This is a genomic window from Pseudomonas sp. MTM4 (assembly GCF_019355055.1).
In the GTDB taxonomy this organism is placed as follows: domain Bacteria; phylum Pseudomonadota; class Gammaproteobacteria; order Pseudomonadales; family Pseudomonadaceae; genus Stutzerimonas.
The window spans coordinates 2460505-2485143 of the sequence record NZ_CP048411.1 but is presented as its reverse complement, the minus strand read 5'-3'; the positions used below and the strand labels follow the sequence as shown (position 1 = coordinate 2485143).

Sequence of the window (24639 nt, the reverse complement as noted above, 5' to 3'; positions counted from 1 at the left end):
AGCCATGCCATCGCCTTGAGCTATATCAGCGCTTGAGCACGAGCGAAGCCCAACACCGCCCGGTGTTGGGCTTCGTCGTATTTGCGATTCGTTGAAGCGCTATCGCCAACCGGCCAGCAAAGCCGGGAGCTCTGCGAGGCTGCGGATCTCCGCGTCTGGCTGACCGTCGTGCTGCCAAGGCGTTCCGGCTGGATTGAACCAGATGGCGCGGACGCCGGCCCGCTGCGCGCCAGCGATATCGTCATCAGGGTGATCACCGATATGCACCGCGTGCTCGGCGCTCACCCCCGCGCGGCCCAGTGCTTCCTGGAAAGGCCGCGGGTCCGGCTTGCCGATGCCCAATTCTTCGGCGCATAGGGTGAATTGAAAGTAGTCGGCGAGGCCCAGGCGACGGACATCGGCGTTGCCATTGGTCAGCACACCGAGTGTGTATTGGTTGGCCAAGCACTCCAGCGTTGGGTGCACGTCGGGAAAGAGATCGATCGCATGGCGAGCTTCGAGAAAAACTTCGAATGCCTGGTCGGCAATGCCTTGCGCTTCGCCACTCGGATAGCCGGCGTCGTGCAGCGCATGGAAGAGGATGCGCCGGCGCAGTTCGCTGATGCGGTGCTTCAGGCCTGGCTCGGACTCGACCAGCATGCGGCGGATCGCGGCCAGCGACTCGACAGGAAAGTCGCCCAGGCGCGGCGCGTATTGGCCGAGCCAATCTCGCAAGCGGATTTCGGCGCTCTGAATGACCGGGCCGACATCCCACAGCGTGTCATCGAGGTCGAAGGTGATCAGCTGAATGCTCATGGGTCACTGTCCTGCTTACGTTTGGCTCGCGGGTGCGCCTGGTCATAGACCTTGGCCAAATGCTGAAAATCCAGGTGGGTATAGATCTGCGTGGTGCCGATGTCGGCATGGCCGAGCATTTCCTGTACGGAGCGCAAATCTTGCGACGATTCGAGTACATGGCTGGCAAAACTGTGCCTCAGCATGTGCGGGTGCAGGTGCTGGCCGAGCTCGCGCACACCGGCCTGGCGTACCCGCAGTTGCACCGCGCGCGCACCGAGGCGGCGTCCCTGCTGGCTGACGAATACCGCGCCATCGGCCGGATTGCTCAACGCCCGCAGCGGCAGCCAAGCCTGCAGCGCTTCGCGGGCCTTGCGTCCGATAGGGAGCACGCGATCTTTGTTGCCTTTGCCATGGACGTGAACCAGGCCGGCCGGGACGTCGAGCTGATCGAGATTCAGGCCGATTAGCTCTGCCAGGCGCAGTCCGGATGAATAGAACAATTCGAGCATGGCATGATCGCGGTGGCCGATGAAATCATCCTCGATGCCACCGTCGAGCAGCTGCATCGCCCGGTCGGTGTCGAGCAGTCGTGGCAGGCGTTGCTCGCCCTTGGGCGCGGAGATGCCGGCGGCCGGGTCGTGAGCGCAGCGTCCTTCCTGATTGAGGTAGCGATACAGGCCGCGCAGCGATGAGAGCAGACGTGCCAGGCTACGGCTGGATTGACCCTGGCGGTGCTGTTCGGCAATCAATTGGCGAACGTGGGCGCTTTTCAGCTCGGACCACTGCCCAAGCTGCTGCTTTTGGCAGTAGCCCATCACCTTGATCAGGTCGCGCCGGTAGGCATCCAGCGTATGCGGCGACACGTGCCGCTCGCTGCGCAGATGTTGGAAATAAGCGTCGAGATCGGTTTGCATCAGAGCTCACTTCGATATGAGACAGCCATTAGCTTGAAGCTGAAAGCTAGACGCGAATCGCTCGTGGGCCGCGCATTGCCTTCAGCTTTCAGCTTTCAGCGTACCGATCGCAGCGGCGCAGAGTAATGCGGCAGCACTCGAGTCAGCACCTCGGCGATATAGCTGAGGAACAGCGTGCCCAGCGAGCTCTTGTAGTGCTGCGGGTCCTTGCTGCCGATCGCCAGGATGCCTTGCTGCTGGTTGAGCGCGACCACCGCCGCCGAGCCGATCTCTTTGCTTTCCTCTTCGCCGAACAGAAACACCAGCTCATGCGGGCGCAGCACGCCGCAAATGGTCTTGCCGCCGCCGAGCAGGCCGCCGATGGCTTGCTGTGCCTCGGCGCTGGTGACGCTGCGACCGACCGGCAAGGGCGCTTCACTGAACAGGATCAGACTGACATAGGGCACTTGGAACTCGTGCCGTAGGCTTTCGTCCACCGCACCGATTACTTCTTCCAAGGAGTTAGCATCCAGCAGGTCGAGGACCAGTCGGCGGGTTTTGTCGAACAATCTGTCGTTGTCGCGGGCCACGTCCATCAGCTGCGACAGACGGTGACGCATCTCGATGTTGCGTTCGCGCAGCAGCTTTACCTGCCGCTCGACCAGCGACACCGCGCCACCCGGCAGGTGTGGAATGCGCAGCTCTGGGATCAATTCATCATGGTCGACGAAAAATTCTGGATGAGCACTCAGATAAGCCGCGACGGCTTCGGCATCCGGCAGTTGCGGCTTATCCTGGTTTTGCTCGGTCATAGGCGAACCTGTCCTTCGAAAACGCGAACGGCGGGGCCGGTCATCATAACGGGCTGACCTGGGCCTGCCCATTCGATGGACAGACGGCCACCTGGCAGATCGATCTGCACCGGCGAATCCATCCAGCCCTGGCCAATCGCGGCGACCGCAGCGGCGCAAGCGCCGGTGCCGCAGGCCTGGGTCTCACCCGCGCCGCGTTCCCATACGCGCAGTTTGGCGTGCTGGCGATCGATGACTTGCACAAAGCCGGCGTTGACCCGCTGTGGAAAGCGCGGGTGATGCTCGATTTTTGGCCCGAGCTCATGCACCGGCGCGCTGTCGATGTCGTCCACACGCAGCACCGAATGCGGGTTGCCCATGGACACCGCGGCAATCTCCAGCTGCTGTCCGTCGACGTCCAGCGGATAGCTCATGGCTTCACCGTCGGCGTGGAAGGGAATGTCGGCCGGAACCAGCCGTGGCGGGCCCATATCAACGCTGATCTGCCCGTCGGGACGGATATCCAGTTCGATGATGCCGCCCTTGGTCTCGACGCGAATCCGGCGCTTCATGGTCAGCCGCTTGTCCAGCACGAAGCGGGCAAAGCAGCGGGCGCCGTTGCCGCACTGCTCCACTTCGGAACCGTCTGAATTGAAGATGCGATAGCGGAAATCCACGTCGGGATTGTGCGGCGGCTCGACCAGCAGCAGCTGATCGAAACCGATGCCGGTATGCCGATCACCCCATTGCTTGGCGTGCTTGGGCTGGATATGCGCGTGCTGGCTGATCAGGTCGATGACCATGAAGTCGTTGCCCAGGCCGTGCATCTTGGTAAAACGCAAAAGCATCGTCGTGGCCTCAGGCAGGCAGCAGGCTTTCGCCGGCGTAGAGCTCCTGCACGCTTTCGCGGCGGCGCACTTCGTAGGCTTGGTCGCCGTCCACCAGCACCTCGGCGGCGCGGCCACGGGTGTTGTAGTTGGAACTCATGACGAAACCGTAGGCGCCGGCCGAACGAACGGCCAACAGATCACCCTCGGCCAAGGTCAGTGGGCGTTCCTTTGCGAGGAAATCGCCGGTTTCGCAGATGGGGCCGACGATGTCGTAGTGGCGGGGCTGACCTTCGCGCGGCTGCACCGGCACCACGTCCATCCAGGCCTGATACAACGCGGGGCGGATCAGGTCGTTCATCGCCGCGTCGACGATGGCGAAATCCTTGTGTTCAGTGTGCTTGAGGTATTCCACGCGGGTCAGCAGCAGACCGGCGTTGGCGACGATGGAACGGCCCGGCTCGAACACCAGTGCCAGGTCGCGACCCTCGATACGCTGGCGCACAGCCTTAATGTAATCACCAGCCAGCGGCGGTTGCTCGTCACGGTAGCGAACACCGAGGCCGCCACCCAGATCCAGGTGGCGAATACGGATGCCGGCTACCGCGAGGCGATCGATCAGCGCCAGCAGGCGGTCGAGCGCGTCGAGGAAGGGCGGCAGGCTGGTGAGCTGGGAACCGATGTGGCAATCGACACCGACGACGTCGAGGTTGCTGAGCTCGTGAGCCCGCGCATAGACCGTCTCGGCATCGGCGATGGCAATGCCGAATTTGTTTTCCTTGAGACCGGTGGAAATGTACGGGTGGGTGCCGGCATCCACATCGGGGTTGACCCGCAGTGATATCGGTGCCATCACACCTAGTTCGGCTGCGACCTGTTGCAGGCGTTCGAGCTCTTCGGTGGATTCGACGTTGAAGCAGTGCACGCCGACTTCCAGCGCGCGGCGCATGTCGTCACGGGTCTTGCCGACGCCGGAGAAGACGATGCGCTCCGGCTGCCCGCCAGCGGCCAGCACGCGCTCCAGTTCACCGCGCGAAACGATGTCGAAGCCGGCGCCGAGCCGGGCCAATACGTTCAGCACGCCAAGGTTCGAGTTCGCCTTGACCGCGAAGCAGACCAGATGCGGCATGCCGCTCAGCGCATCGGCATAGGCGTGGTACTGAGCCTCGATATGGGCGCGCGAGTAAACGTAGGTGGGGGTGCCGAAGCGTTGCGCGAGAGCGGGCAGCGCCACTCCCTCCGCGAAGAGTTGACCGTCGCGGTACGAGAAGGCCTCCATGGAAATGCCTCCTTACAGTTCGAATCGGTCTTTGGAGCGTTCTTTGACGGCAGCCTCGTCGTCCGGCAGATACAGCGGGCCTTTCTGGCCGCAGCCGCCAAGCGCGGAAGCGAGAACCGCGAGGGCAATGAATGGAAGCAACAGACGCTTCATGGGGGTGCAATCCTAGAAAAATCGATGGCCGGAGTATACCCAGCACCCACCGGATTGCCTATGTGGGCCGCGCTCGGCGGTAAGCGTCGCTGTAGGGTCTGTGTCGTTTCGTCGCGAGCCGCGCAACCCTACAGGCTCCGGCGCGGCCGCGCACGAAACGTCAACAGACCCTAGCCGCTCGCTAGACGCGGTGGTCGCCTGCTAAGCTCGCCGGCAGCATTGGCGACCGCTAGGCCGCCGTACAACACGTACCGAGGAAAACGATCCATGAGTTTGAGCGAAGCCCGCTTTCACGATCTCGTCGACGCCGCGCAGGAAGAAATCGAGGATGTTTTCGATCACAGCGGCATGGATGTCGATCTGGAAAATTCCGGTGGCGTTCTCACCGTACGTTTCGAGAACGGCACGCAACTCATCTTCAGCCGCCAGCCGCCGTTGCGTCAGCTATGGGTGGCCGCGCGCTCGGGCGGTTTTCACTTCGACTATGACGAAGCCGCCTCGCTGTGGATTTGCGACGCCAACGACGAACGCCTCGGTGAACTGTTGACGCGGGCCACTCAGGAGCAGGGTGGCGAGGCACTCGAATTCGAAGAGCTTTGAGGCACCACGCTGAACGAATCGGGCCGCCGCGATGAGCCTCGATCTGGGCTCTTGCTTATTTAATAGGCTGTGTTAGGGTCGACTTCCGGTTAAAAAAACCCCGCCTTCGGGCGGGGTTTTGCTTTTTTACCCCTTTACTTTTTACAGGAGTTTACCCGGCACCATGTCCAGCGCACCGCCTATCATCATCACCCAAACCGATCTGCAGCGGCTCGAGCGGCTGCTTAACAGCCTGTCTGACTACGGTCCGGCCGCCGAAGCGCTCGATGAGGAGTTGTCGCGCGCGCAGGTGGTCGAGCGTAGCGAATTGCCCGCTGGCGTAGTGTCGATGAATTCTCGTGTTCATTGCCGCGAAGAGGGCAGTGGCAAGGACTACCACCTGACGTTGGTTTTCCCGCAGGACGCCGGCAAGGAAGGCACCGTTTCGGTATTGGCACCAGTAGGCACCGCCTTGTTGGGCTTGAGCGTTGGGCAGCATATCGATTGGCCTACGCCCGGCGGCAAGCTCCTCAAGCTCACTCTGCTGGCGGTCGAGTACCAGCCGGAAGCCGCCGGTGACGTGAATCTGTAATGCGCTTCGTGGCGGTGCCTAGGGTCTGTTCCCGGTTCGTCGCAAGCCGCGTTGCTGCGCCAAATCTCGCCAGGCAAGGTAGCGCCCGCTCCCGGCGGGCTTGCTGCATTCACCACATCCATGTGGATCGCGCGGGACGCCGATAAGGGCGGTTCCCTTGCCAAGTCCCGCAACGCCGCATGGTGAGATTTGCCGCGCAACCCTTCGGGCCGGTTTTTGGGCGATACGGCGTTTCTCGTCGCTCATTTGGAATAACCAAACTTCACTCCTCGTGCCTTGCCTCGCGCAAAAACAGGCTCCGGCGCGGCTGCGCACGAAACGGGAACAGACCCTAGCGCCACGCGCCGAGTCAGACCGACTTCAATGCCTGATTGATTGCCGCTTCAAGCTGCGCCTTGTAGCGCAGGTGCTGCACGGTCTGGGTTCGCCCTTCGCCGTGCAGGCCGGACAGATCCAGATCGGTGATGTAGCAGGGATAGCGCTCGGCGGCGCTACGCTGCCCGAGGATATAGCGAGCCACCGCGGCGAACAGTTCGGCACCGTATTCCAGGCTGGAAAACTCCTGATGATTGCAATACAGCGTGACCTGCGAGCGGCCCCGCTCGTTGGGCTCTATGATTGCCTGGATGTCGTGGAGCGGATCGCTGGCTTCCTCGCGCGGCGCGGCCCTGCGTTCGATGGTCAATGGGATGTCCGGCGAGGACTGCTGTAGCCGGTAGATCAGGATATCCATGGCCGCTAGATGGCTGTCCTCAAAGGGTAGCTGCGTCGTGCGGCGGTAGGTTATCGATTTCAGGAAGCGCAGCAGCGGAGTCAGCAGGCTCTGTTCGTCACGGTACGCGGCCTGTTGGCGCCACAAAGCGTTGAATTCGTCCAATACCGTGAGCTCCGCCATCGCGCCCTGGACGCGATAGAACACCTGCAGGCACTGCGCTCTGGCCTGGGCCAGGATAAGCGACAGATCCTGGCCCTCCAGTGCCTGCCGATCCACCCGCACCGGGCGGTCCCGATGGTGTGCCTCGCCGAGGTGTTCGATCAGGGCGCGTAGATCGTTCAGTTTGGTATGGCGGACATTCCCGGCGGTCAGGTCGAGCATGTGAAAATGCTGACGGATCTGTAGCAGGTAGCGATTGTCGCTCGCTTCGTCGAGGGCGGTCTGGGCGTCGCGGAACAGCGCCTCCATCCGCCGCGCGATGGCCAGCCCGGAATGGCTGCCAAAGCAGTGCACCTGCAAACCGGGGCGGGCACCGTTCGCGGGCAGGGCGTCGAGATAGTCGCGCAAGCAATCGGGTAGAGCCGAAGCGCCCTCGTAGCGATTGGCGATCAGCTCGTTCCAACTGTTCAGGCTGAGTTGGTCGATGCTCAGGACTAGATTCTCGCGCGCCCCACCATAGCCGAGCGGATCGCTGCGCTCGTCGGGAGAATGTTCGCTGCGGAACGGGTCGAGTCCGATATTCACCAGCAGCAGGACCTGGGTCGGCACGGCGGTCGTCAGCAGCGCCTGCTCGGCCACCGTGGGCAGCGGCATGGGAAACGCCTGGCGCAGGTCGGTCAGCAGCGAGAACAGCTCCGCCTCGATCAACCCGCTGTCGCCCGGGTGCAGAGCGACGTGGGTCGCGGTGTCGACGATGCCGTTGCGATGACACCAGCCGAGCAGCGGTACCAAATCTCGCGAACGCTTCAGGGGCGAGAAATTCTCTGCTTCCCGAACGCTCAGACAGCCTTCATAGAGCGCCCAGGAGATATCGCCGGCCGCGTCATAGCCTTGCACCAGGGTCAGGCTGTGCTCGGCCATGTCCGGCGAGATACCCATGTTGATCGCCTCGATCTTTCCCGCCTTGCGTTCGATGGCGGCGTGCAGCCGCCGGCCCAGCACGGCGAAATCACGCCCGTTGATGCTGCTGGTGATCTGCAGGCGCTTGGCGAATTCACTGAGGAAGCGATAGCCGTAGGTCAGTTCGTTGAACAGAGCGCGTCGCTCCTGGTCGACCTGCCGGGTCTTCCACTGGCTGCGGCGATCGAGCTGGGCGAACTGACGCTCGTCCCAACCCCAGTCATGCGTGAGGCGCTCCAGCAGGCGGCGCTTCCAGCTCCGGGTACGGTTGATCGGCGGACGGCTCAATGGTTGATTGATCTTCAGATACAAACAGCGCCGCAACAGGGCCAGGCGCTCCATGTCGCCGCGGTCTGCGAGATAAGCTTCGACCCGGCGGTAGGCGACGATATATGGGTCCAGATCGTCCAACTCCAGGCGGTTGGCATAGACCGCGTGTTTGAAGTCCAGGCTCAGGCAGCGCACCTGTGGATAGTCGCTGGCGTAGGCCTCCACCAGCAGCAACTTGAACAGCGATTTGTAGGGCGACTCGATGGCCTTGTATAGCTGCCACAAGCCGGCGCCCAGATACTCGCCCGGCGGAATGCTGGCGAGACTGCCAAGGTCCAGCACCTCGTCGCTGCGTACGAAACGTTTTTCCAGAAGGGTGCGTACGTACTCGGCGTACCGATGTTCTTCGTAAGCCGGCACCAGCCACCAGAGCGGCGTGCGACCGCCGAGCCAGATCGCGGTGCGGTAGAACTCGTCCAGCAGCAGATAGTGCTGGGTAGTGCCGCAATCATCGGAGGTCAGCTTCGCTTCGCGCGCGCCCTGGGTGAAGCGCACCGGGTCGACCAGAAAGAAATGCGCCTCGCTGCCCTGGGTCGCCGCCCAGCCTCGCAGCTGATCGCATTTTCGCTGTAGCTCGTCGCGCTGGTGTTCCGAAAGATTCGGGTCGTGACAGACCCAGACATCCAGATCGCTCTGTTCGTCCTGCGCGACCGTGCCCAGGCTGCCCATGAGAAACAGACCCAGGATCGGCTGCGGCGGCTGGCCGCGCAACGGCTTATAGGAAAACGAGCGGCTCAGGCGCTGCGCTTCTGCCAGCGTCTCGGCATCCGGCTCGAACCCGGCCAGCCCAGCCGGCGTGAGCGCCGATACGTAGCCCGGCAGGATGGGATGGTTGACGTGAAACAGCAGCGGCAACAGCTTGATGACCGCCTGCTGGCGCGGCGACATGCCCAGGCGGGTGCGCTCCAGGCGACCGGCATTCAACGTCAGAAAACGCGTGCGCAGCGCGCTGAGTACCTTGCGGTCGATGCCCTCTTCGAGAACGGGGCGGATTTCCTGGTGGCGGGTCATTCAAGCAATTCGTGCGGAGGTCGAAGATTGTGGACCTGATTATCGAGGCGCTAGGCGCGGGAAGGTAACACGGGCTTGGCCGGAGCAAGAACTACAGCGACCGTTACTCGAAGGTAGAGCGACCGCTTGCTGCGAACCTTAAGGCGTGGCGTTTGCGCCACGCCAAAAAAGGTCATCGTTACGCCGGGGCGGTTTGCGAAAGGATGGTCAGCAGCCCTTGCGCATGCTCGGCCGCATCGCGGCCGAGGCTGGTCAGGTAGCCACCGTCAGGTTGGGTCGTCAGGCCTTTCGCGTGCAGGCGTTCGGCGGCGGTGACGGCCGCATTTCCAGCGTCGTGGTGCACTTTCAGGCCTTCGAGCGTGTTGTCGAGATTGAACAGGCGAAGGATTTCCAGCTCGGCTATCACATCGGACGTGAAGGACATGTTTGCTCCTTGAATGGTGAACATCGGCCTCGTTCTGCGAAGTGTAGATGCTGTGCGCAAGCTTGCCGCGCTCGGCTGTTAATCCGGTAGATCGGGTAGATTGCGCAGCTGCGTTTCGTACCTGATGGCGTCGAACGGGCGGTCTTGCTCGAGCATTTGCCGAATCTCGTCGGCAAGCACCAGTGCCATCATCTTCAGTATCTCGTCGCGTTCGTAGCCGACCAGGGTCAGCTTGTTCAGCGTGGCCTGAGTGGCAGGTGGATCGCCGGCTTCCAGCTGATTTTCGATCGCCTGGATCAGCGTTTCCTCGGCGAATGTTTCGTCGTCGTCGGCAGTGGTATCGGTCATGGAGCAACTCTCGTTAGGGAACATCTTGATAGCGTGTTTCGGCGTGTCCCGGCAAGCTGCGCGTCTGCAGCAGATGCCGCCTGAACGCTTCGCCTGGGTCGGTCTCTATTCCTACTATGGACTTTCGAGGAACGCGACCAAGTCATGATCATTTTCCACTGTCTTGAAAACGGCGCGCTGGTGCGGCGTGCTGCCCAGCATCTGCAGGCGCTCCCTGACAATGTGCTATGGATCGACCTGCTTTCCCCTGACCAGCAGGAGGAACGCTTCGTCGAGTCGGCGCTGGGCCTGGATATCCCAACCCGCGAAGAGCTGGCGGAAATTGAGGATTCTTCGCGTTTTTACGATGAGGAAGGCGCCATATTCATGACGACTACAGTGGTAATGGGGATTGCCGACCGCCGTCCGGAGAACGCTGAAGTCACTTTCGTCCTGACCCAGCGTTGCCTGGTAACCGTGCGTTACGCCGAACTCAGTGCGTTTCGCCAGTTCGAAACCAAAAGTGCACGGCAGCCATCGGTGTATGGCACCAGTCACCAAATTTTTCTTGGCTTGGCCGATGCCATCGTCGACCGTATCGCCGACGTGCTGGAAAACGTTCAGGTTGCGCTCCAGGCCCTGTCGCGTTGCGTCTTCGATAAACGCAAGGAGCAGCGCACGGACCTGCAGCAGATCATTCAGCAGCTTGGTCAGCACCGCTCGCTGCTGTCGCAGCTGGGCGAGAGCCTGTTCAGCTCGACTCGCCTGATCGCTTTCTACCGCCTGCACGCCGGCGAGACCAAGCAGGGAGCCAAAGGCGTTTTGAAGGCGCTGGAGCGGGACGTGCGCTCGCTGGGTGAGCATCAGGCGCGACTATTGGGCGACATCGCCTTTCTGCTCGATGCCACGCTCGGCCTGATCAATATCGAGCAGAGCAGCATCATCAAGGTGTTCTCCATCGCCGCCGTGCTATTCCTGCCACCGACGCTGGTCGGCACGGTCTACGGCATGAACTTCGAACACATGCCTGAGCTCGGCTGGCTGCTTGGCTACCCGATGGCCCTGGCGATGATGGTGGTATCGGCGATTATTCCCTACGCATGGTTCAAGTTCCGCGATTGGCTCTGATCAGCCGAAGAAATACAGCACTACGCAAAACCCACCGAAAAGTGTCCAGACCGAGGCAAAGATCAGCGGCGTGCGCAAGGAAAACAGCAGCGTTCGCTTGTAGCGATAACCCCCGGTGGGGCTGTTGCCTTCGCCGAACAATGCCGACTCCTGGTTCGGTAGCAGGCCCGCGCGGCCCTCTACCTGTAGCAGCTCGGCCTGTTTCTGGTGCCAGCGCTCTATGATATCGAAGCTGGATTTGATCCCAGGCATCGCATGGAAAGACGTCAGAAGGCCCAGTCCCGCCAGGACTGCGGGCACGACCAGGCGGAACAGACTGCCCCATTCAGGGTTGGTATTGGCCATTGACGAGGCAAAGGCGATCATCAAAAACGACTGCGCTGACAGGTAGGAACTGGTTCGCTCGGCCAGCAGCGTCGACTCGAAATGGATTTCAGAGCGGTAGAATTGCAGGCGCTCCTTGGGCGTATCGAAGACTTCTTCGCCTTGCGTATCTTGGTTTAACAGCAGTGTTCGGAGGTCGGTCATAAGCGTACCGGTTGGCGACAGGAGTGAACCTGTCGGGTGAGAGGTTACCGGTAGGCCAATACGGCGCGCGCAGGTTCCGTCAGTCGGTATTTGCGAGTGCCAACAGCGCATCACCGCTCAGGCGATAGGTTGTCCATTCTTCCTGCGGTCGGGCGCCCAGTGACTCGTAAAAGCGGATCGCCGGTTCGTTCCAGTCCAGCACAGCCCATTCGAAACGGCCGCAATCCTTGCCCACAGCGAGTTTCGCCAGATGCCGCAGCAGCGCCTTGCCAGCGCCGGTACCGCGTGCTGCGGGACTGACATAAAGGTCTTCGAGATACAGCCCGTTACGGCCAAGCCAGGTGGAGTAGTTGAAAAAGTACACCGCATAGCCGATCGGCTCGCCGGCGCGCTCGCAGATCAGCGCTTGTGCCGTGGAGTTTGCGGAGAACAGGCTGGACTCGATGCCTGCCGCATCGGTCTTCACCTCGTGTTCGGCTTTCTCGTAAATCGCAAGCTCGGTGATGAAGCGCAGGATCAGCGTGGCGTCATCGCGAGTGGCGGGACGGATGTTCAGAGGCATGTGGAATTCCTGTCTTCCTGATCTGAGTAGGAGCGAGCGTGCTCGCGAAAAGGCCCAGCGGACAGCCCGTTCGCGAGCACGCTCGCTCCTACGAAAACAGCATGTGCTTAGCGCGAGGCGAGCAGGTCCCGCCCGCGCTGCACCGCTGCTCTCACCTGATTCGGTGCGGTGCCGCCGATATGGTCGCGAGCGTTGACCGAGCCTTCCAGGGTCAGCACCGCAAACACATCGTCACCGATCTGGTCGCTGAAGCGGCGCAGCTCGTCCAGGCTCATTTCGGCCAGATCTTTGCCGCTGTCGACGCCGTACTTCACCGCATGGCCGACGATTTCGTGGCAGTCGCGGAACGGCAAGCCCTTGCGGACCAAGTAGTCGGCCAGGTCCGTGGCGGTAGAGAAGCCGCGTAGGGCCGCTTCGCGCATGATTTCGCGCTTCGGCTTGATCGCCGGAACCATGTCGGCGAAGGCGCGCAGGCTGTCACGCAAAGTGTCGGCGGCGTCGAACAGTGGTTCCTTGTCTTCCTGATTGTCCTTGTTGTAGGCCAGCGGCTGGCCTTTCATCAGCACCAGCAGGCCGGCGAGGGCGCCGAATACGCGGCCGGTCTTGCCGCGTACCAGTTCCGGCACGTCGGGGTTCTTCTTCTGCGGCATGATCGAGCTGCCGGTGCAGAAACGGTCGGGCAGGTCGATGAACTGGAACTGCGCGCTGGTCCATAGCACCAGCTCTTCGGAGAAGCGCGACAGGTGCATCATCGCCACGGAGGCGGTGGCGCAGAATTCGATGGCGAAGTCACGATCCGAGACGCCATCGAGCGAGTTGCCGGAAATTGCCTCGAAGCCCAGCAGCTCGCAGGTGATTTCCCGCTGAATCGGGTAGGTGGTGCCGGCCAGCGCGGCCGAGCCCAGGGGCATGCGGTTGGTGCGCTTGCGGCAGTCCACCAGACGCTCGTAATCACGCGAGAGCATTTCGAACCAGGCCAGCAGATGATGGCCGAAGGTTACCGGCTGCGCGGTCTGCAAATGGGTGAAGCCCGGCATTATGGTGTCGGCTTCGGCTTCTGCCAGGCCTAGCAGACCCTGCTGCAAACGGGTGATTTCGGCGAGGATGGTGTCGATTTCGTCGCGCAGCCACAGACGGATGTCGGTGGCGACCTGGTCGTTGCGCGAGCGGCCGGTGTGCAGCTTCTTGCCGGTGACGCCGATGCGGTCGGTCAGCCGCGCCTCGATGTTCATGTGCACGTCTTCCAGGTCGACGCGCCAGTCGAAGCTGTCGGCTTCGATCTCGCCCTGGATGTCCTTGAGGTTGGCGATGATCGCGTCGCGCTCATCGACGCTCAGTACGCCGGCTTTCTCCAGCATGGTGGCGTGGGCGATCGAGCCCATGATGTCGTGGCGATAAAGGCGCTTGTCGAACTCGACGGAGGCGGTGAATCGGGCGACGAAGGCGTCGACGGGCTCGCTGAAGCGGCCGCCCCAGGACTGGTTGGTCTTGTCGGTGCTCATGAAATGCGCTCGCTGAAATCGGATGCTGGAAAAAACGCGGATGATAACAGGGTTGGCCGGCGCCTCATCGGGTGCGCCGCGACGAGCGCTGCGGGAGGAAGGGCGCTCGCGGCCTCCTTCAGGTGATTACTCCGTCTGGTGCGAATCAGGCCCTGAACTGACCCAGGCTGGCTTCGAGCCGCTGCGCCAGGCTACCCAACGTTCGACCACTGGCCGCGGTGGCGGTAACCGCTTCGGCGGATCGCTCGGCCTCGGTCATAATCACCTGTACGCGCTCGCGCACATCCGCCGCGGTGCCGGCTTGTCGCTCGGCACCCTGGGTCGCCTTTTCCATGGCGTCATGCACCTGGGCCACGGCGCGCTGCAATGCCTGCTGCAGCTCGCGGCTGGTGGTGAGCGAGGCCAGGCCGCTGTCGGCCTGCTTGCCGGTCTTGCCGATTGCTGAGACGGCGTCGTGCGCGCCTCGTTGCAGGCTTTCGATATGCGCGCGGATGTCTCCGGTGGATTGCTGGGTCTTGCTGGCGAGCGCGCGAACTTCGTCGGCGACGACGGCAAAGCCACGCCCGCTCTCGCCGGCGCGAGCCGCTTCGATGGCGGCGTTCAGTGCGAGCAGGTTGGTCTGCTCGGCGATGCCCTGGATGACCGTCAGTACCATTTCGATCTGCTCGCTCTGCTTGGCCAGTTTTTCGATCACATCGGCGCTGCCCCGTACGCCTTCGCCGAGCGCTTCGATGGTTTTGCCGACCTGATCCGAAATCGCTTCGTTGTCGAGCGCCGCCTTGCGGATCGAGGCGACCTGTTCCATGGCCGTCTGCATCGCCTGGCTTTCTTGCTGGGCACGGTTGGTCATTTCCGCAAGCGCCTGCAGGCTGCCAGCGACCTCGTCGCGCTGACGTCCGGCGGCAGCCGCCGCGGCATTGCTGCGGCTTCCCAGCGCGTCGATTTCGGCACCGGTCTGGACAGCGATGGTGCGAGCCTCCTGCACGATAGGCTGAAGTTTGGCCAGGAACAGGTTGACCGCGTCGGCCATGTCACCCACTTCGTCGGCGCTGTGAATCTCCACGCGCTGGGCTAGATCACCATGGCCATCCGACAAGCCCCGTAGCGCCGTCACCAGCAAGCTGAGGCGGCGCAATACCTGACGGCCCAGCACCAGCGTGATGGCAATTAACAGCAGCGCGCCGGTCACCGCCAGGCCGAGGCTGATTTTCCATAGCAGCGCGGTCGCCGAGCGTTCCACGGTCTTTTGGCTGTTCACGTCAATGGTTTCCGCCACATCGGCGGCGGCAGCCAAGCGCGTCGCCAGCACCTTGGTGCTCTCGGTTGCGGTGGCGGCGAGGCCGGTTTCGACCATGCTCGAGGTTTCCCCGATCAGCGTCTGGAAGCGATTGTTGAAGGCGGCAAGCTCGGTGTCAACGGCCGAAGTGGACAAGCCAAGCATGACCTGGCCGATTTCAGCGCCCTTGGGGTTGACGGACGTCTTGGCGAGATACAGCGCCGGATCGTTCTCGGCTGCGGACAGGATCTTGTCGAAAGCGGTTCGGCCAGTGCCTTTGTCCAGCAGCGTCTTGACCCTCGGGTCGTTGCGATTCAGATGACGGGTGAGCTGTTTGCCAGCCGCGTCGAAATAGACGACGAAAACGACGGCTGGGTTTTGGTGGGCCATCCTGACGAATTCAGTCAGAGCGGGTGTGTCGTTGTCCCAGATAGCCGCGGGCGCAACGCCGGCCAGCAGGATGGCCAAATCGTCGCCCGATTGCTTGAGATGGCGTTCCAGGACGTTCTGCAGTTGCATCTGTTCATCGGTGAGCCGTTGCGTCAGCCCCTGCGCCAGATCGCTTTTCATGCGTTCGGACAGGTTGAGCAATCCGCTGCGCACTTCAACGTCCGCGGACTGAAGCTCGCCCAGCAGCTGCGCTGCGTCCTCGCTCAGGTTCTTGCGTATCTCCTGTTCGAGCGCCCCGATGGTGCCGCGTGTCAGAGCAAGCGCGACCACCATCTGAACCACGACGGCGGCAAACAGCGTAAGGAAAACCGGACGCAGCAAGCGGCTACGCAACGAGGAGAACAGCAACATGGCTCAGGCCTCCTGCCGCAACGGGCAGCCAGTGTGACGGGTGGGTTGATATTGTTATGCCACGATTCCGTTATCGGCACCTTAGCTCAACTTTTTAGTTTTGCCGACGACCGTTTGCTCGATGTCACGCAAGTTACGAAGGCAGGTCACGCACCGGTTCGTGGTGGGTCGCATAGACTATGCCGCCATAAGTGCGTCGGCGCAGGCTGCGCTCCCGCTCTGCTCATTGCATCCCGACCGCGCGGAAACTCGATCCATGCAGATAACAAGGCCTGACCGGCCACGCTCCGCCGACCCAGTCGACGATTTCTTCGTGCCGGAACTGTGCCAGCCGGAAGCGCTGCTTGGTCTGGTTCTGCTCGCCGAACTGCTGGTGCTGGTGTTCGTCCTCGCCGAGCCGATGCAGCCCGGCTTCAACTGGATGCGCCTGGCGCTGACCTCGTTGTTCGTGCAATGGGTAATGCTGCTTTCGGCCGGCTTGACCTGCCAGCTGCGGCCATTGCTGGCGCGTCTATCGCCCTGGGCGGCAGGGCTCGCCTGTTGTGTGATGGTGGTCGGGCTGACGCTGGCCTGCACCGCCGTGGCGGATATCTACCAGCTAGGCGGACCGCTGACGCGCGCCGGTGAGGTCAATCTGTATCTGCGACATGCGCTGATCAGCCTGATCATGTCGGGGTTGCTGCTGCGCTATTTCTATCTGCAAAGCCAGTGGCGGCGGCAGGAGCAGGCCGAGCTCAAGGCGCGCATCGAGTCGCTGCAGGCGCGCATCCGCCCGCATTTCCTGTTCAACAGCCTGAACAGCATTGCCAGCCTGGTGGTGACCGATCCAAGCAAGGCCGAGCAGGCGGTGCTGGATCTGTCCGACCTGTTCCGCGCCAGTCTGGCGCGTCCAGGCACGCTGGTGCCATGGCGCGACGAACTGGAGCTGTCGCGCCGCTACCTGTCGATCGAGCACTACAGGCTTGGCGACAGGCTGCAAGTGGAGTGGCAGGTGGACGGCGTTCCGGATGATTTGCTCATCCCGCAACTGACGCTGCAGCCGCTACTGGAAAATGCCCTGATCCATGGCATCCAGCCCCGCATCGACGGCGGTATGGTCAGCGTGACGGCAAATTATGTTGACGGCATGTTTCATCTGGAAGTCAGCAACCCGTTCGATGACGGCGCTCAGACGCAGCCATCACGGGGCACGCAACAGGCCCTGCACAATATAGACGCACGACTAACGGCACTTTTCGGTCCCGCAGCGAGTCTCAGCGTGAAGCGGTATAACGCCCGTTACTACACCTGTCTACGCTATCCATGTGCGACACAAAAGCAGGAAGCCAGATCCATATGAATGTTCTGATTGTCGATGACGAACCTCTAGCCCGCGAGCGCCTCAGCCGACTGGTAGGTGATCTTGACGGTTATCGTGTACTGGAACCTTCCGCCGCCAATGGCGAGGAAGCGTTGTCCCTGATTGAGGAGCTGCGTCCCGATGTCGTGTTGCTGGATATCCGTATGCCAGGCCTCGACGGTCTTCAGGTCGCAGCCAAGCTATGCGAGCGCGATGCGCCCCCCGCCGTGATTTTCTGCACGGCCCATGACGAATTTGCGTTGGATGCATTCCAAGTCAGCGCGGTTGGCTACCTGGTCAAGCCAGTACGCCCTGAGCATCTTGCCGAAGCGCTGAAAAAGGCCGAGCGGCCCAACCGGGTTCAGCTCGCTGCACTGACCCGACCCGCCGCGGTGTCTGGTAGCGGACCGCGCAGCCACATCAGCGCCCGCACCCGCAAGGGTATCGAGCTGATTCCACTGCCTCAGGTCATCTACTTCATCGCCGACCACAAGTACGTCACCCTGCGTCACGAAGGTGGCGAGGTGCTGCTGGATGAACCGCTCAAGGCACTGGAAGATGAATTCGGCGACCGCTTCGTGCGTATCCATCGCAACGCGCTGGTATACCGCGACCGCATCGAGCGTCTGCAGCGCACCCCGCTTGGCCATTTCCAGTTGTTCCTCAAGGGCCTCGAAGGCGAACCACTGACGGTCAGCCGGCGGCATGTTGCGGGGGTTCGCAAGTTGATGAGCACGCTGTAAGCCGCGAGTTGCAAGCATGCCTGGCGGATTCCACGTACTTGCCTCTAGTTGAGGCTTGCAGCTCCAAGTCTTGTCGCTTCTTGACCCCAGCCAACCCAGCGACTGCACTGGCCCTGTTATCATTCGCGGCAATTCACTGGTTCTGGATTAGCCCATGTCTCGCGAAATTCGCATCGCCACCCGCAAGAGTGCTCTGGCCCTGTGGCAGGCCGAATACGTCAAGGCGCGCCTTGAAGCCGCTCATCCCGATGTGTCCGTCAGCCTCGTTCCGATGGTCAGCCGCGGTGACAAACTGCTCGACGCGCCGCTGGCGAAAATTGGCGGTAAGGGCTTGTTCGTCAAGGAACTTGAAACGGCGCTGATGGAGCACGAGGCGGACATCGCCGTGCACTCCATGAAGGACGTGCCGATGGAGTTTCCTGAAGGGCTTGGCCTGTACTGCATCTGCGAGCGCGAGGACCCGCGTGACGCTTTTGTCTCCAATCACTACGAGAATTTTGACGCGTTGCCGTCCGGGGCGATCGTCGGAACCTCCAGCCTGCGTCGCCAGGCGCAGCTGCTGGCGCGGCGCCCGGATCTGAAAATTCAGTTCTTGCGCGGCAACGTCAATACCCGTCTGGCCAAGCTCGATGCCGGCGAGTACGACGCCATCATCCTTGCTGCCGCCGGGCTCATCCGCCTCGGCTTTGGTGAGCGCATCCGTTCCAGCATCAGTGTCGAAGACAGTCTGCCGGCTGGCGGCCAGGGTGCGGTCGGCATCGAGTGTCGGACCGGCGACACCGAGCTGCACCAACTGCTGCAATGCATGAACGATCCGCAGACGGCGGTCAGGGTCAGTGCCGAACGCGCCTTGAATCGTCATCTGAACGGTGGTTGCCAGGTGCCGATCGCCTGCTATGCGGTACTCGAAGACAATCAGCTGTGGTTGCGTGGCCTGGTCGGGCAGCCGGACGGTACGCTGCTGTTGCGCGCCGAAGACCGCGCGCCCGCTGCGGATGCCGAGGCCCTGGGCGTGCGGGTCGCCGAGGCGCTACTGGCGCAGGGCGCGGAGAAGATCCTGCAAGACGTTTACGGTGAGGCCGGCAAGGCGTGACCGATTGGCGTCTGCTGCTGACCCGTCCCGCTGAAGAGTGCGTCGCCCTCGCGGCTGCTTTGTCCGAGCTGGATATTCACAGCGCTAGCGTGCCGCTGCTCGCCATCGAGCCGCTGGCAGAAACCCCCGAGCAGCGCGCGACGATGCTCGAACTGGACCGTTATCGCGCGGTGGTGGTGGTGAGCAAACCGGCCGCGCGGCTGAGTCTGGAACTGCTCGAGCGTTACTGGCCGCAACCGCCGCTCGGCCAGGTCTGGTTCAGCGTCGGTGCGGCCACAGGGACCATCCTGGAAGGCTTCGGCCTGGATGTCAGCTGGCCCAGCACGGGCGACGACAGTGAGGCATTGTTGGCGCTGCCACGCCTGAAAGAGGCGCTCGATGTGGCAGACCCCAGAGTGCTGATTTTGCGCGGCGAAGGCGGTCGTGAGCATATTGCCGAAACGCTTCGCTGCCGAGGCGTGCAGGTCGATCGCCTGGAGTTGTATCGGCGCTATTTGCCCGACTACCCGCCCGGAACGCTGCTCGAAACCCTTCGTTCGGAACGGCTGAATGCCGTGGTGGTCAGCAGTGGGCAGGGTTTGCTGTCATTGCACGAGCTGGCGGGCGCCGACTGGCCCGCGCTGCGTGAACTACCCTTGTTCGTACCGAGCCCTCGCGTGGCCGAAATGGCTGCGACCTTGGGTGCCAGACGAATACTGGACTGCCGCGGTGCCGGAACCGCGGCTTTGCTGGCGGCGCTACGGGAAAATTCCCAGCCCGCCTCCTGATGCAAAGGATGGAAACGTGAGCGAAGTAGACGCCGACAAGGCAGCGCAGCAACCCAAGGGCAACGATCCCGTCATCCCCACCCAAGACATTCCGCCGAAGAAGCCGGTAGGCAACAGGTCGAAAACCGACGGTCCCGGCCGTGGCCTCGCGGGTCTGGCATTGGTAATCGGCCTGGCCGGTCTGGCGGCGGGTGGCTACAGCGTTTGGCAGACCCAGCAGCTCGCTGAACAGGAACGCCAGCAGCTCGGTGCGGCGCAGGCGACGCGGGAGCAGGCGCGTCAGTTGGATACGCGCAGTCAGCAGCTGGCCAGCCGTCTCGGGCGACTGGAGCAATTGCCTTCTGCTGAGCAGCTGGAAGAGCGACGCCGTCTGCTTTCGGAGCTGCAAAGCGACCAGCAGCGACTCTCGGGACGGGTAGAGCAGGTACTGGGGGCAAGCCGTGAACAGTGGCGATTGGCCGAGGCCGAGCATCTGCTGCGTATGGCGATGCTGCGTCTGTCGGCCATGCAGGACGTGCAAAGTGCCGAGTCGCTGATCGCCGAAGCCGATCTGATCCTGCGCAAGCAGGACGATCCAGGCGCGTACGGCACGCGGCAGAAGCTGCTGGAAGGCCTCGAGGCGCTGCGCAGCTTGCCGGATATGGATCGGACCGGCCTGTTTTTGCAGTTGGGTGCGCTGCGTGGTCAGGCCAATCAGCTCAACGGTCTGGCGCCAGAGTTCGAAAACGGCCCAAGTCAGCCACAGACGCAGGGTGAAAGCCGCTGGCGGCAATGGTTGGACGAGCTGACGCGTTACGTGCGGATCGACTTCAATGCCGGCACCGACGTCAAACCGCTGCTGGCCGGCCAAAGCCTGGCGCAGGTGCGGCTGGCGCTGTCACTGGCCATCGAGCAGGCGCAGTGGGCGGTGCTCAATGGCAACGAGGAGGTTTATCGGCAGTCGCTGGAGCAGGCCGCTCGGCTGATCGAGGATCACTTCAGCGAAGAGAATGGCCAGAGCCGTGGCTTGCGCGATCGAATTGGGGAGCTTGCGAAACGGCAGGTCTCGGTCACCCTGCCGGACCTGACGCCCGCATTGCAGGCGATGCAGTCTTATGTGCAAACACGCGAGTCTGCCGATAGCAACGAGCCGGACGATAACGCTGAGCGCGGCGCGCCGGCCAGCGAGGCCGAGCAGCCGGCCGACGCCGAACGGGCGGTCGAAGGGGATCTGCGCACATGAAGCGACTTGCCGTTGTTGTTCTCATCCTGCTTGCCTTTGCCGGTTTTCTCGGCTGGGCCATTTTTCAAGATGCCGGCTACGTCCTGATCAGCTACGACCGCTTTCGCTATGAGTCGAGCTTCTGGGTCTTCGTCGGACTGATCGCCTGCCTCTGGCTGCTGGCAATGGTGATTCACTGGGTGCTCGGTTTGCTTCATGCATCCGGCACGCTGGTCAACCCTTGGTCGCGTCGCCATCGCGCGCGGCGCGTCTCCAAGGCTTCGCGCGCCGGGCTGCGGGAGCTGGCCGAGGGGCAATGGAGCCCTGCGCTCGGCCATCTGCGCACCGCAGCCGAACATGATCAACAACCGCTGGTGCATTATCTCGGTGCTGCCCGCGCCGCGAGCGAATTGGGTGAGTACGAACAAAGTGACGAATTGCTGCGCAACGCTCGCGAACGCGAACCCGAGGCAGGGCTGGCCATCGGGCTTACCCAGGCTCAGTTGCAGATCGCGCGCGGCCAGTACGGCGAGGCACGCGAATCCCTGAACGTGCTGCACAATGACAACCCGCGCCATCCCTATGTGCTGACGCTGCTCCAGCAGCTCTACGTCCAGCTGCAGGACTGGCCCGCCTTGTGCCGTCTGCTTCCGGAACTGCGCAAGCATCGTGTGTTGCCCCCGGCACGGCTGGACGAGTTGGAGCTGCTGGCCTGGACCGCCGCCCTGGAACAGACGCCGCAGGCACCGGCCGTGACAGTGGAGGAGGGACGGCAAGCGTTCGATCAGCGTTGGCAGACCGTGCCCAGCAAGCTGCGTAACGAGCCGGTGCTGGTACGTGCCTATGCGGACGGCCTGACTCGGCTGGGCGCAGAGGAGAAGGCCGAAGAAGTGCTTCATGCCGCGCTCAAACGCCAGTTCGATGATCGCCTTGTCGAGCGCTATGGCCGTGTTCGCGGGCGCGAGCCGGCTCGCCAGTTGGCGCAGGCCGAGGCTTGGCTGAAGGGCCATCCGGAAAATGCCGAACTGCTGCTCGCACTCGGTCGTCTGAGCCTGCGCAATGAATTCTGGGGCAAGGCGCGCGACTATCTGGAAGCCAGTCTGCGCCTGGAACATCGTGCGGAAACCTGCGCGGAGCTGGCCCGGCTGCTGGCGCAGCTAGGCGACAAAGAGCGAAGCAATCGGCTGTTCCAGGAGGGGCTTGGGTTAATCGACGGTGCGAACGGTGTCCGCTTGCCGGCGATCAGCAACGGTTGACCACGGATACTGGCGCTGCCATAGCTTGCAGCCCGCAGCTTGGACTAATACCGTAGCGAGCTTTCCTGTCTGCGGAGTCGCCATGAATCTGGCCAGCCCACGTTCGCTGTTTCTTCTGGCTTTCATCGGCTGTGTGCTGATGATGGTCGCTGCGCTGTATCTCGAGCATGTGGTCGGGCTGGCGCCATGCCCGTTATGTATCGTTCAGCGCATTTGCGTGATCGCCTTCGGCCTGGTCTGCCTTATCGCTGCGATTCATGGGCCGCGCAAAACCGGTCGCCGCGTCTATTCGATCCTGGCACTGCTGTTCGCGATAGCGGGTGGCGCCACGGCCGTGCGTCAGATCTGGCTGCAGAACATACCGGCTGATCAGTTGCCGGCGTGCCTGCCCAGCCTCGAATACATGATGGATGCGCTGCCTTTCCAGGACATCGCCCGGCTGGTGCTTCACGGTACCGCCGAATGCGCCGAGGTCAGCTGGACATTGCTGGGCATGAGCATTCCGGAGTGGACCCTGCTGGCATTCATCGCGATGGGCCTGTTCTGCCTTTGGCAGCTGCTGCGGCGCGACTGAGGCCTTTTTGTCGAGACAGGCGAATGATCGCTGCGCTTGGTGGTCAATGGACCAGAGCGAAGCGATCCGGTCGTGCCTCGCCTGGATGATTTTCGTCCAGGCGGCTTGATGCTTCGGTCGCCGCAGCTTAGTCTGCGCTGGCGGCGACGGTTATCCGCCGATTTCGCTGCCACTCACCCAAGGCCGATACCCCAAGACAAAAAACGTCTCGGAAGGCGCAATAAGCATCATCGATTAGGGAAGTGAGGTCATCATGCTCGAGAGCTGTCGGAACGCCCAGGAACGCTGGGGAGGTGTACACCTGCTGATCGACCGCTGGCTGCAGGAACGCCACGCACTGATCAACGCATTCGATGGGCTGCATGGCGACGCCGCCGCAAGTCGCCCTGCCTTGCAAAAATTCTGCGAAATCCTGCTCGACTATGTGTCGGCTGGGCATTTCGAGATCTACGAGCAGCTGCTCAACGAGGCCGAGGCGTTCGGTGACAAGCGCGGCCTCGAGCTTGCTCGCCAGATCTACCCGCGCATCGAAGCCATTACCGAAGTAGCGGTGGTTTTCAATGACCGTTGCGATAGCGGCGATTGCCTGGATAGCCCAGGCCTGCCTGACGAGCTGAAGCGTTTGGGGCAACTGCTGCACGAGCGCTTCGAGCTCGAAGACTGCCTGATCGAGGTGCTTCACACCGCTCACAAACAGACCGCCGCGCTGGCCTGATACCAGCCGGCGAGTTCGGTCATATCGCGTACGACGGTCGGTAGCGGAGCGCGCGGACCGTCCAACATGGCAGTGCCCATCTCATCAGGAGGCATGTTCATGCCTGCGAAGAAAAACTCGATCACGACGCCGCTGCATCTACTGCAGCAGCTGTCCCATAGCCTCGTTGCTCATCTGCAAAAGGCCTGCAACGAGGCGCAGAGGGACGCCGAAGTGCTGCTGGCCAAGCTTGAAAAGCAGCGCGGCAAGACGCAGGAAAAAGTCATCAAGGCGCGCGCCAAGCTCGATGAGGCGGGTGATGCGGGTAAATCGAAGGCGCAGAGCAAGGCCCGCGCCAGGCTGGCCGAACTGGATGACATGCTTGCCGTACTGCAGGCGCGGCAGAGTGAAACGCTGGGCTATCTGTCGGAACTCAAGCGCGACGCCGAACAGAGCCTGAAGCTCGCCCGAGGCATCACCGATGTCGAGAAGGCGGCCGCCCAAGCTCTGGCTACGCGCCAGAAGCCCGCGGCCGCGACCCGCAGCAAGGCGCCCACCAAGGCGACCAAACCAGCTGCAGCCGAGGCCGCGCCAGCCAAGCCGGCTGCTGGTAAAGCGGTTTCAGGCACGGTTTCGCCGCGTTCGGCTGCTAGTCGCTCCAAACCCGCCGTCAAGACTGGCAGCACCACGGCAAAACCGGCCGAGGCCAAGGCGCCGGCTACCAAAGCGGCGGATGCCAAGGCAACGAGCGCTCCGCGCCGTCCTGCCAGCAAACCGGCATCCACTGCAAAGCCCGCGTCGGCAGCCTCCAGACCCGCTGCGGCGAAGAAGCCAGCCCGCAAGCCGGCGGCCAAGCGCGAAACCTCAACTCAATCGCCGCCGGTTGCGAGCTGAGAGCCAGCCACACGCCTAAGGGTTTCCCAGAGTGTTTGTTTCTCGCCGCTGAGGCAGGCACAGAGCGGGCCCAGCCAGTTGGTTCGCTCGCTGCCTTTCGGCCAAGGCTGCGTCGCCGATTGCAGGCGCTGAAGCTGGATATGTTCGGCGTCCAGCTCAAGCGCTTTCACTCGTTCACGCAGCCCAACGAGCGCGTAGTCCGTCGCAGCCTGTTGGCGCCAGCTCTGGCGCAGAGTGCGTAACGGTGCGACCACCATGGCTCGCCAGTCATCGCTGAGGTCTTTCAGCTGTCTCAGCCGTGCGTCATCACATGCGACGCCGCGGCGTTCCAGCCAGGCGCCGGTCAACAATAGGCAAACATCCGCTCCGGCGGCCTGCAGTTCGAGGCAGGCCGCTTCGATGCCGGGCTGCTGGTAGCAGCTGAGGGCGAAAGACCAGAGATCGTCACGTTTCATGGGTGTCGG

At 62.5% G+C, this 24639-nt stretch carries 25 protein-coding genes and 2 pseudogenes; 12 read left to right on the top strand and 15 right to left on the bottom strand.

Annotated features, from left to right (window positions below; translation table 11 throughout):
• Window positions 1-99: 99 nt before the first annotated feature.
• From GYM54_RS11420 to GYM54_RS11395, 6 genes are all read right to left on the bottom strand, one after another.
• Window positions 100-795 (bottom strand): HAD family hydrolase, encoded by a 696-nt coding sequence (locus tag GYM54_RS11420; RefSeq protein WP_181104655.1) that lies wholly within the window; start codon window positions 793-795, stop codon window positions 100-102.
• Window positions 792-1691, bottom strand: coding sequence for a tyrosine recombinase XerC (gene xerC, locus GYM54_RS11415; protein WP_181104652.1), 900 nt, complete (start codon window positions 1689-1691; stop codon window positions 792-794). Before xerC ends, GYM54_RS11420 begins: the two co-directional genes overlap by 4 nt.
• 95 nt (window positions 1692-1786) lie before the next feature.
• On the bottom strand, window positions 1787-2482 hold the full coding sequence (locus tag GYM54_RS11410; RefSeq protein WP_131651742.1) for a DUF484 family protein: 696 nt from the start codon (window positions 2480-2482) through the stop codon (window positions 1787-1789).
• Entirely contained in the window at window positions 2479-3309 is an 831-nt protein-coding gene (gene dapF, locus GYM54_RS11405; protein ID WP_181104650.1) for a diaminopimelate epimerase, read from the bottom strand. The genes GYM54_RS11410 and dapF overlap by 4 nt, the downstream gene beginning before the upstream one ends.
• Before the next feature lie 10 nt (window positions 3310-3319).
• A complete protein-coding gene (gene lysA, locus GYM54_RS11400; protein WP_181104648.1) occupies window positions 3320-4567 on the bottom strand; it encodes a diaminopimelate decarboxylase in 1248 nt (415 codons plus the stop codon).
• 12 nt (window positions 4568-4579) lie between these two features.
• Window positions 4580-4720 (bottom strand): lipoprotein, encoded by a 141-nt coding sequence (locus GYM54_RS11395; RefSeq protein WP_131651745.1) that lies wholly within the window; start codon window positions 4718-4720, stop codon window positions 4580-4582.
• Window positions 4721-4987: 267 nt separating this feature from the next.
• Here GYM54_RS11395 and cyaY point away from each other — a divergent pair, with 267 nt between their 5' ends.
• On the top strand, window positions 4988-5320 hold the full coding sequence (gene cyaY, locus GYM54_RS11390; protein ID WP_181104646.1) for an iron donor protein CyaY: 333 nt from the start codon (window positions 4988-4990) through the stop codon (window positions 5318-5320).
• Window positions 5321-5483: 163 nt separating this feature from the next.
• Window positions 5484-5891: a nucleoside diphosphate kinase regulator gene (rnk, locus tag GYM54_RS11385; RefSeq protein WP_131651747.1), complete on the top strand. Its 408-nt coding sequence runs from the start codon at window positions 5484-5486 to the stop codon at window positions 5889-5891.
• A 349-nt stretch (window positions 5892-6240) separates the two neighbouring features.
• Here rnk and GYM54_RS11380 read toward each other — a convergent pair whose 3' ends face one another.
• The 3 genes from GYM54_RS11380 to GYM54_RS11370 form a co-directional block, all read right to left on the bottom strand.
• Entirely contained in the window at window positions 6241-9066 is a 2826-nt protein-coding gene (locus GYM54_RS11380; RefSeq protein WP_181104644.1) for a class I adenylate cyclase, read from the bottom strand.
• A gap of 178 nt (window positions 9067-9244) precedes the next feature.
• Window positions 9245-9490, bottom strand: coding sequence for a TIGR02647 family protein (locus GYM54_RS11375; protein ID WP_131651749.1), 246 nt, complete (start codon window positions 9488-9490; stop codon window positions 9245-9247).
• A 78-nt stretch (window positions 9491-9568) separates the two neighbouring features.
• Window positions 9569-9862, bottom strand: a complete 294-nt coding sequence (locus tag GYM54_RS11370; RefSeq protein WP_374105168.1) for a hypothetical protein — start codon at window positions 9860-9862, stop codon at window positions 9569-9571.
• Window positions 9863-9982: 120 nt separating this feature from the next.
• Between GYM54_RS11370 and GYM54_RS11365 the strand changes: the two genes are divergently transcribed.
• Window positions 9983-10945, top strand: coding sequence for a magnesium transporter CorA family protein (locus tag GYM54_RS11365; RefSeq protein WP_181104641.1), 963 nt, complete (start codon window positions 9983-9985; stop codon window positions 10943-10945).
• On the opposite strand, the gene GYM54_RS11360 is transcribed toward GYM54_RS11365, so the two are convergent.
• The 5 genes and pseudogenes from GYM54_RS11360 to GYM54_RS22065 form a co-directional block, all read right to left on the bottom strand.
• Entirely contained in the window at window positions 10946-11473 is a 528-nt protein-coding gene (locus GYM54_RS11360) for a hypothetical protein (RefSeq protein WP_181104639.1), read from the bottom strand.
• A 79-nt stretch (window positions 11474-11552) separates the two neighbouring features.
• A complete protein-coding gene (locus GYM54_RS11355) occupies window positions 11553-12035 on the bottom strand; it encodes a GNAT family N-acetyltransferase (protein WP_181104637.1) in 483 nt (160 codons plus the stop codon).
• A gap of 107 nt (window positions 12036-12142) precedes the next feature.
• Window positions 12143-13537, bottom strand: a complete 1395-nt coding sequence (gene argH, locus GYM54_RS11350; protein ID WP_131651754.1) for an argininosuccinate lyase — start codon at window positions 13535-13537, stop codon at window positions 12143-12145.
• Window positions 13538-13682: 145 nt separating this feature from the next.
• A pseudogene (locus GYM54_RS22070) lies at window positions 13683-14180 on the bottom strand (methyl-accepting chemotaxis protein); the annotation flags it as partial.
• 360 nt (window positions 14181-14540) lie between these two features.
• Window positions 14541-14891 (bottom strand): annotated as a pseudogene (locus GYM54_RS22065) (HAMP domain-containing protein); the annotation flags it as partial.
• A gap of 979 nt (window positions 14892-15870) precedes the next feature.
• Here GYM54_RS22065 and GYM54_RS11340 point away from each other — a divergent pair.
• The 9 genes from GYM54_RS11340 to GYM54_RS11300 all read left to right on the top strand — a co-directional run bounded on the left by GYM54_RS11340 (window position 15871) and on the right by GYM54_RS11300 (window position 24175).
• On the top strand, window positions 15871-16953 hold the full coding sequence (locus GYM54_RS11340; RefSeq protein WP_181104633.1) for a sensor histidine kinase: 1083 nt from the start codon (window positions 15871-15873) through the stop codon (window positions 16951-16953).
• On the top strand, window positions 16950-17696 hold the full coding sequence (locus GYM54_RS11335) for a LytTR family DNA-binding domain-containing protein (protein WP_131651757.1): 747 nt from the start codon (window positions 16950-16952) through the stop codon (window positions 17694-17696). The genes GYM54_RS11340 and GYM54_RS11335 overlap by 4 nt, the downstream gene beginning before the upstream one ends.
• A 154-nt stretch (window positions 17697-17850) precedes the next feature.
• On the top strand, window positions 17851-18789 hold the full coding sequence (gene hemC, locus GYM54_RS11330) for a hydroxymethylbilane synthase (RefSeq protein WP_197445232.1): 939 nt from the start codon (window positions 17851-17853) through the stop codon (window positions 18787-18789).
• Complete coding sequence (locus GYM54_RS11325) at window positions 18786-19556, top strand: uroporphyrinogen-III synthase (protein ID WP_197445231.1); 771 nt, start codon at window positions 18786-18788, stop codon at window positions 19554-19556. Before hemC ends, GYM54_RS11325 begins: the two co-directional genes overlap by 4 nt.
• A 16-nt stretch (window positions 19557-19572) precedes the next feature.
• On the top strand, window positions 19573-20778 hold the full coding sequence (locus tag GYM54_RS11320; RefSeq protein ID WP_131651760.1) for a uroporphyrinogen-III C-methyltransferase: 1206 nt from the start codon (window positions 19573-19575) through the stop codon (window positions 20776-20778).
• Entirely contained in the window at window positions 20775-22013 is a 1239-nt protein-coding gene (locus GYM54_RS11315) for a heme biosynthesis HemY N-terminal domain-containing protein (protein ID WP_197445230.1), read from the top strand. Before GYM54_RS11320 ends, GYM54_RS11315 begins: the two co-directional genes overlap by 4 nt.
• Window positions 22014-22095: 82 nt before the next feature.
• The gene (locus GYM54_RS11310) at window positions 22096-22587 is read left to right on the top strand and encodes a disulfide bond formation protein B (protein ID WP_131651762.1); all 492 of its coding nucleotides are present in this window, start codon (window positions 22096-22098) and stop codon (window positions 22585-22587) included.
• Between the two features lie 253 nt (window positions 22588-22840).
• Window positions 22841-23302 (top strand): sigma D regulator, encoded by a 462-nt coding sequence (gene rsd / locus GYM54_RS11305; RefSeq protein ID WP_131651763.1) that lies wholly within the window; start codon window positions 22841-22843, stop codon window positions 23300-23302.
• Window positions 23303-23401: 99 nt separating this feature from the next.
• Complete coding sequence (locus GYM54_RS11300) at window positions 23402-24175, top strand: AlgP family protein (protein WP_197445229.1); 774 nt, start codon at window positions 23402-23404, stop codon at window positions 24173-24175.
• On the opposite strand, the gene GYM54_RS11295 is transcribed toward GYM54_RS11300, so the two are convergent.
• Complete coding sequence (locus tag GYM54_RS11295) at window positions 24151-24630, bottom strand: TIGR02444 family protein (protein WP_197445228.1); 480 nt, start codon at window positions 24628-24630, stop codon at window positions 24151-24153. The two genes, GYM54_RS11300 and GYM54_RS11295, sit on opposite strands and share 25 nt — an antisense overlap.
• Window positions 24631-24639 lie beyond the last annotated feature (9 nt).

What these genes read in the sequence shown, in the direction of transcription:
- GYM54_RS11420 (WP_181104655.1), bottom strand. Translation starts at nt 795, where the DNA reads ATGAGCATTCAGCTGATCACCTTCGACCTCGATGACACGCTGTGGGAT.
- xerC (WP_181104652.1), bottom strand. Translation starts at nt 1,691, where the DNA reads ATGCAAACCGATCTCGACGCTTATTTCCAACATCTGCGCAGCGAGCGG.
- GYM54_RS11410 (WP_131651742.1), bottom strand. Translation starts at nt 2,482, where the DNA reads ATGACCGAGCAAAACCAGGATAAGCCGCAACTGCCGGATGCCGAAGCC.
- dapF (WP_181104650.1), bottom strand. Translation starts at nt 3,309, where the DNA reads ATGCTTTTGCGTTTTACCAAGATGCACGGCCTGGGCAACGACTTCATG.
- lysA (WP_181104648.1), bottom strand. Translation starts at nt 4,567, where the DNA reads ATGGAGGCCTTCTCGTACCGCGACGGTCAACTCTTCGCGGAGGGAGTG.
- GYM54_RS11395 (WP_131651745.1), bottom strand. Translation starts at nt 4,720, where the DNA reads ATGAAGCGTCTGTTGCTTCCATTCATTGCCCTCGCGGTTCTCGCTTCC.
- cyaY (WP_181104646.1), top strand. Translation starts at nt 4,988, where the DNA reads ATGAGTTTGAGCGAAGCCCGCTTTCACGATCTCGTCGACGCCGCGCAG.
- rnk (WP_131651747.1), top strand. Translation starts at nt 5,484, where the DNA reads ATGTCCAGCGCACCGCCTATCATCATCACCCAAACCGATCTGCAGCGG.
- GYM54_RS11380 (WP_181104644.1), bottom strand. Translation starts at nt 9,066, where the DNA reads ATGACCCGCCACCAGGAAATCCGCCCCGTTCTCGAAGAGGGCATCGAC.
- GYM54_RS11375 (WP_131651749.1), bottom strand. Translation starts at nt 9,490, where the DNA reads ATGTCCTTCACGTCCGATGTGATAGCCGAGCTGGAAATCCTTCGCCTG.
- GYM54_RS11370 (WP_374105168.1), bottom strand. Translation starts at nt 9,862, where the DNA reads ATGTTCCCTAACGAGAGTTGCTCCATGACCGATACCACTGCCGACGAC.
- GYM54_RS11365 (WP_181104641.1), top strand. Translation starts at nt 9,983, where the DNA reads ATGATCATTTTCCACTGTCTTGAAAACGGCGCGCTGGTGCGGCGTGCT.
- GYM54_RS11360 (WP_181104639.1), bottom strand. Translation starts at nt 11,473, where the DNA reads ATGACCGACCTCCGAACACTGCTGTTAAACCAAGATACGCAAGGCGAA.
- GYM54_RS11355 (WP_181104637.1), bottom strand. Translation starts at nt 12,035, where the DNA reads ATGCCTCTGAACATCCGTCCCGCCACTCGCGATGACGCCACGCTGATC.
- argH (WP_131651754.1), bottom strand. Translation starts at nt 13,537, where the DNA reads ATGAGCACCGACAAGACCAACCAGTCCTGGGGCGGCCGCTTCAGCGAG.
- GYM54_RS11340 (WP_181104633.1), top strand. Translation starts at nt 15,871, where the DNA reads ATGCAGATAACAAGGCCTGACCGGCCACGCTCCGCCGACCCAGTCGAC.
- GYM54_RS11335 (WP_131651757.1), top strand. Translation starts at nt 16,950, where the DNA reads ATGAATGTTCTGATTGTCGATGACGAACCTCTAGCCCGCGAGCGCCTC.
- hemC (WP_197445232.1), top strand. Translation starts at nt 17,851, where the DNA reads ATGTCTCGCGAAATTCGCATCGCCACCCGCAAGAGTGCTCTGGCCCTG.
- GYM54_RS11315 (WP_197445230.1), top strand. Translation starts at nt 20,775, where the DNA reads ATGAAGCGACTTGCCGTTGTTGTTCTCATCCTGCTTGCCTTTGCCGGT.
- GYM54_RS11310 (WP_131651762.1), top strand. Translation starts at nt 22,096, where the DNA reads ATGAATCTGGCCAGCCCACGTTCGCTGTTTCTTCTGGCTTTCATCGGC.
- rsd (WP_131651763.1), top strand. Translation starts at nt 22,841, where the DNA reads ATGCTCGAGAGCTGTCGGAACGCCCAGGAACGCTGGGGAGGTGTACAC.
- GYM54_RS11300 (WP_197445229.1), top strand. Translation starts at nt 23,402, where the DNA reads ATGCCTGCGAAGAAAAACTCGATCACGACGCCGCTGCATCTACTGCAG.
- GYM54_RS11295 (WP_197445228.1), bottom strand. Translation starts at nt 24,630, where the DNA reads ATGAAACGTGACGATCTCTGGTCTTTCGCCCTCAGCTGCTACCAGCAG.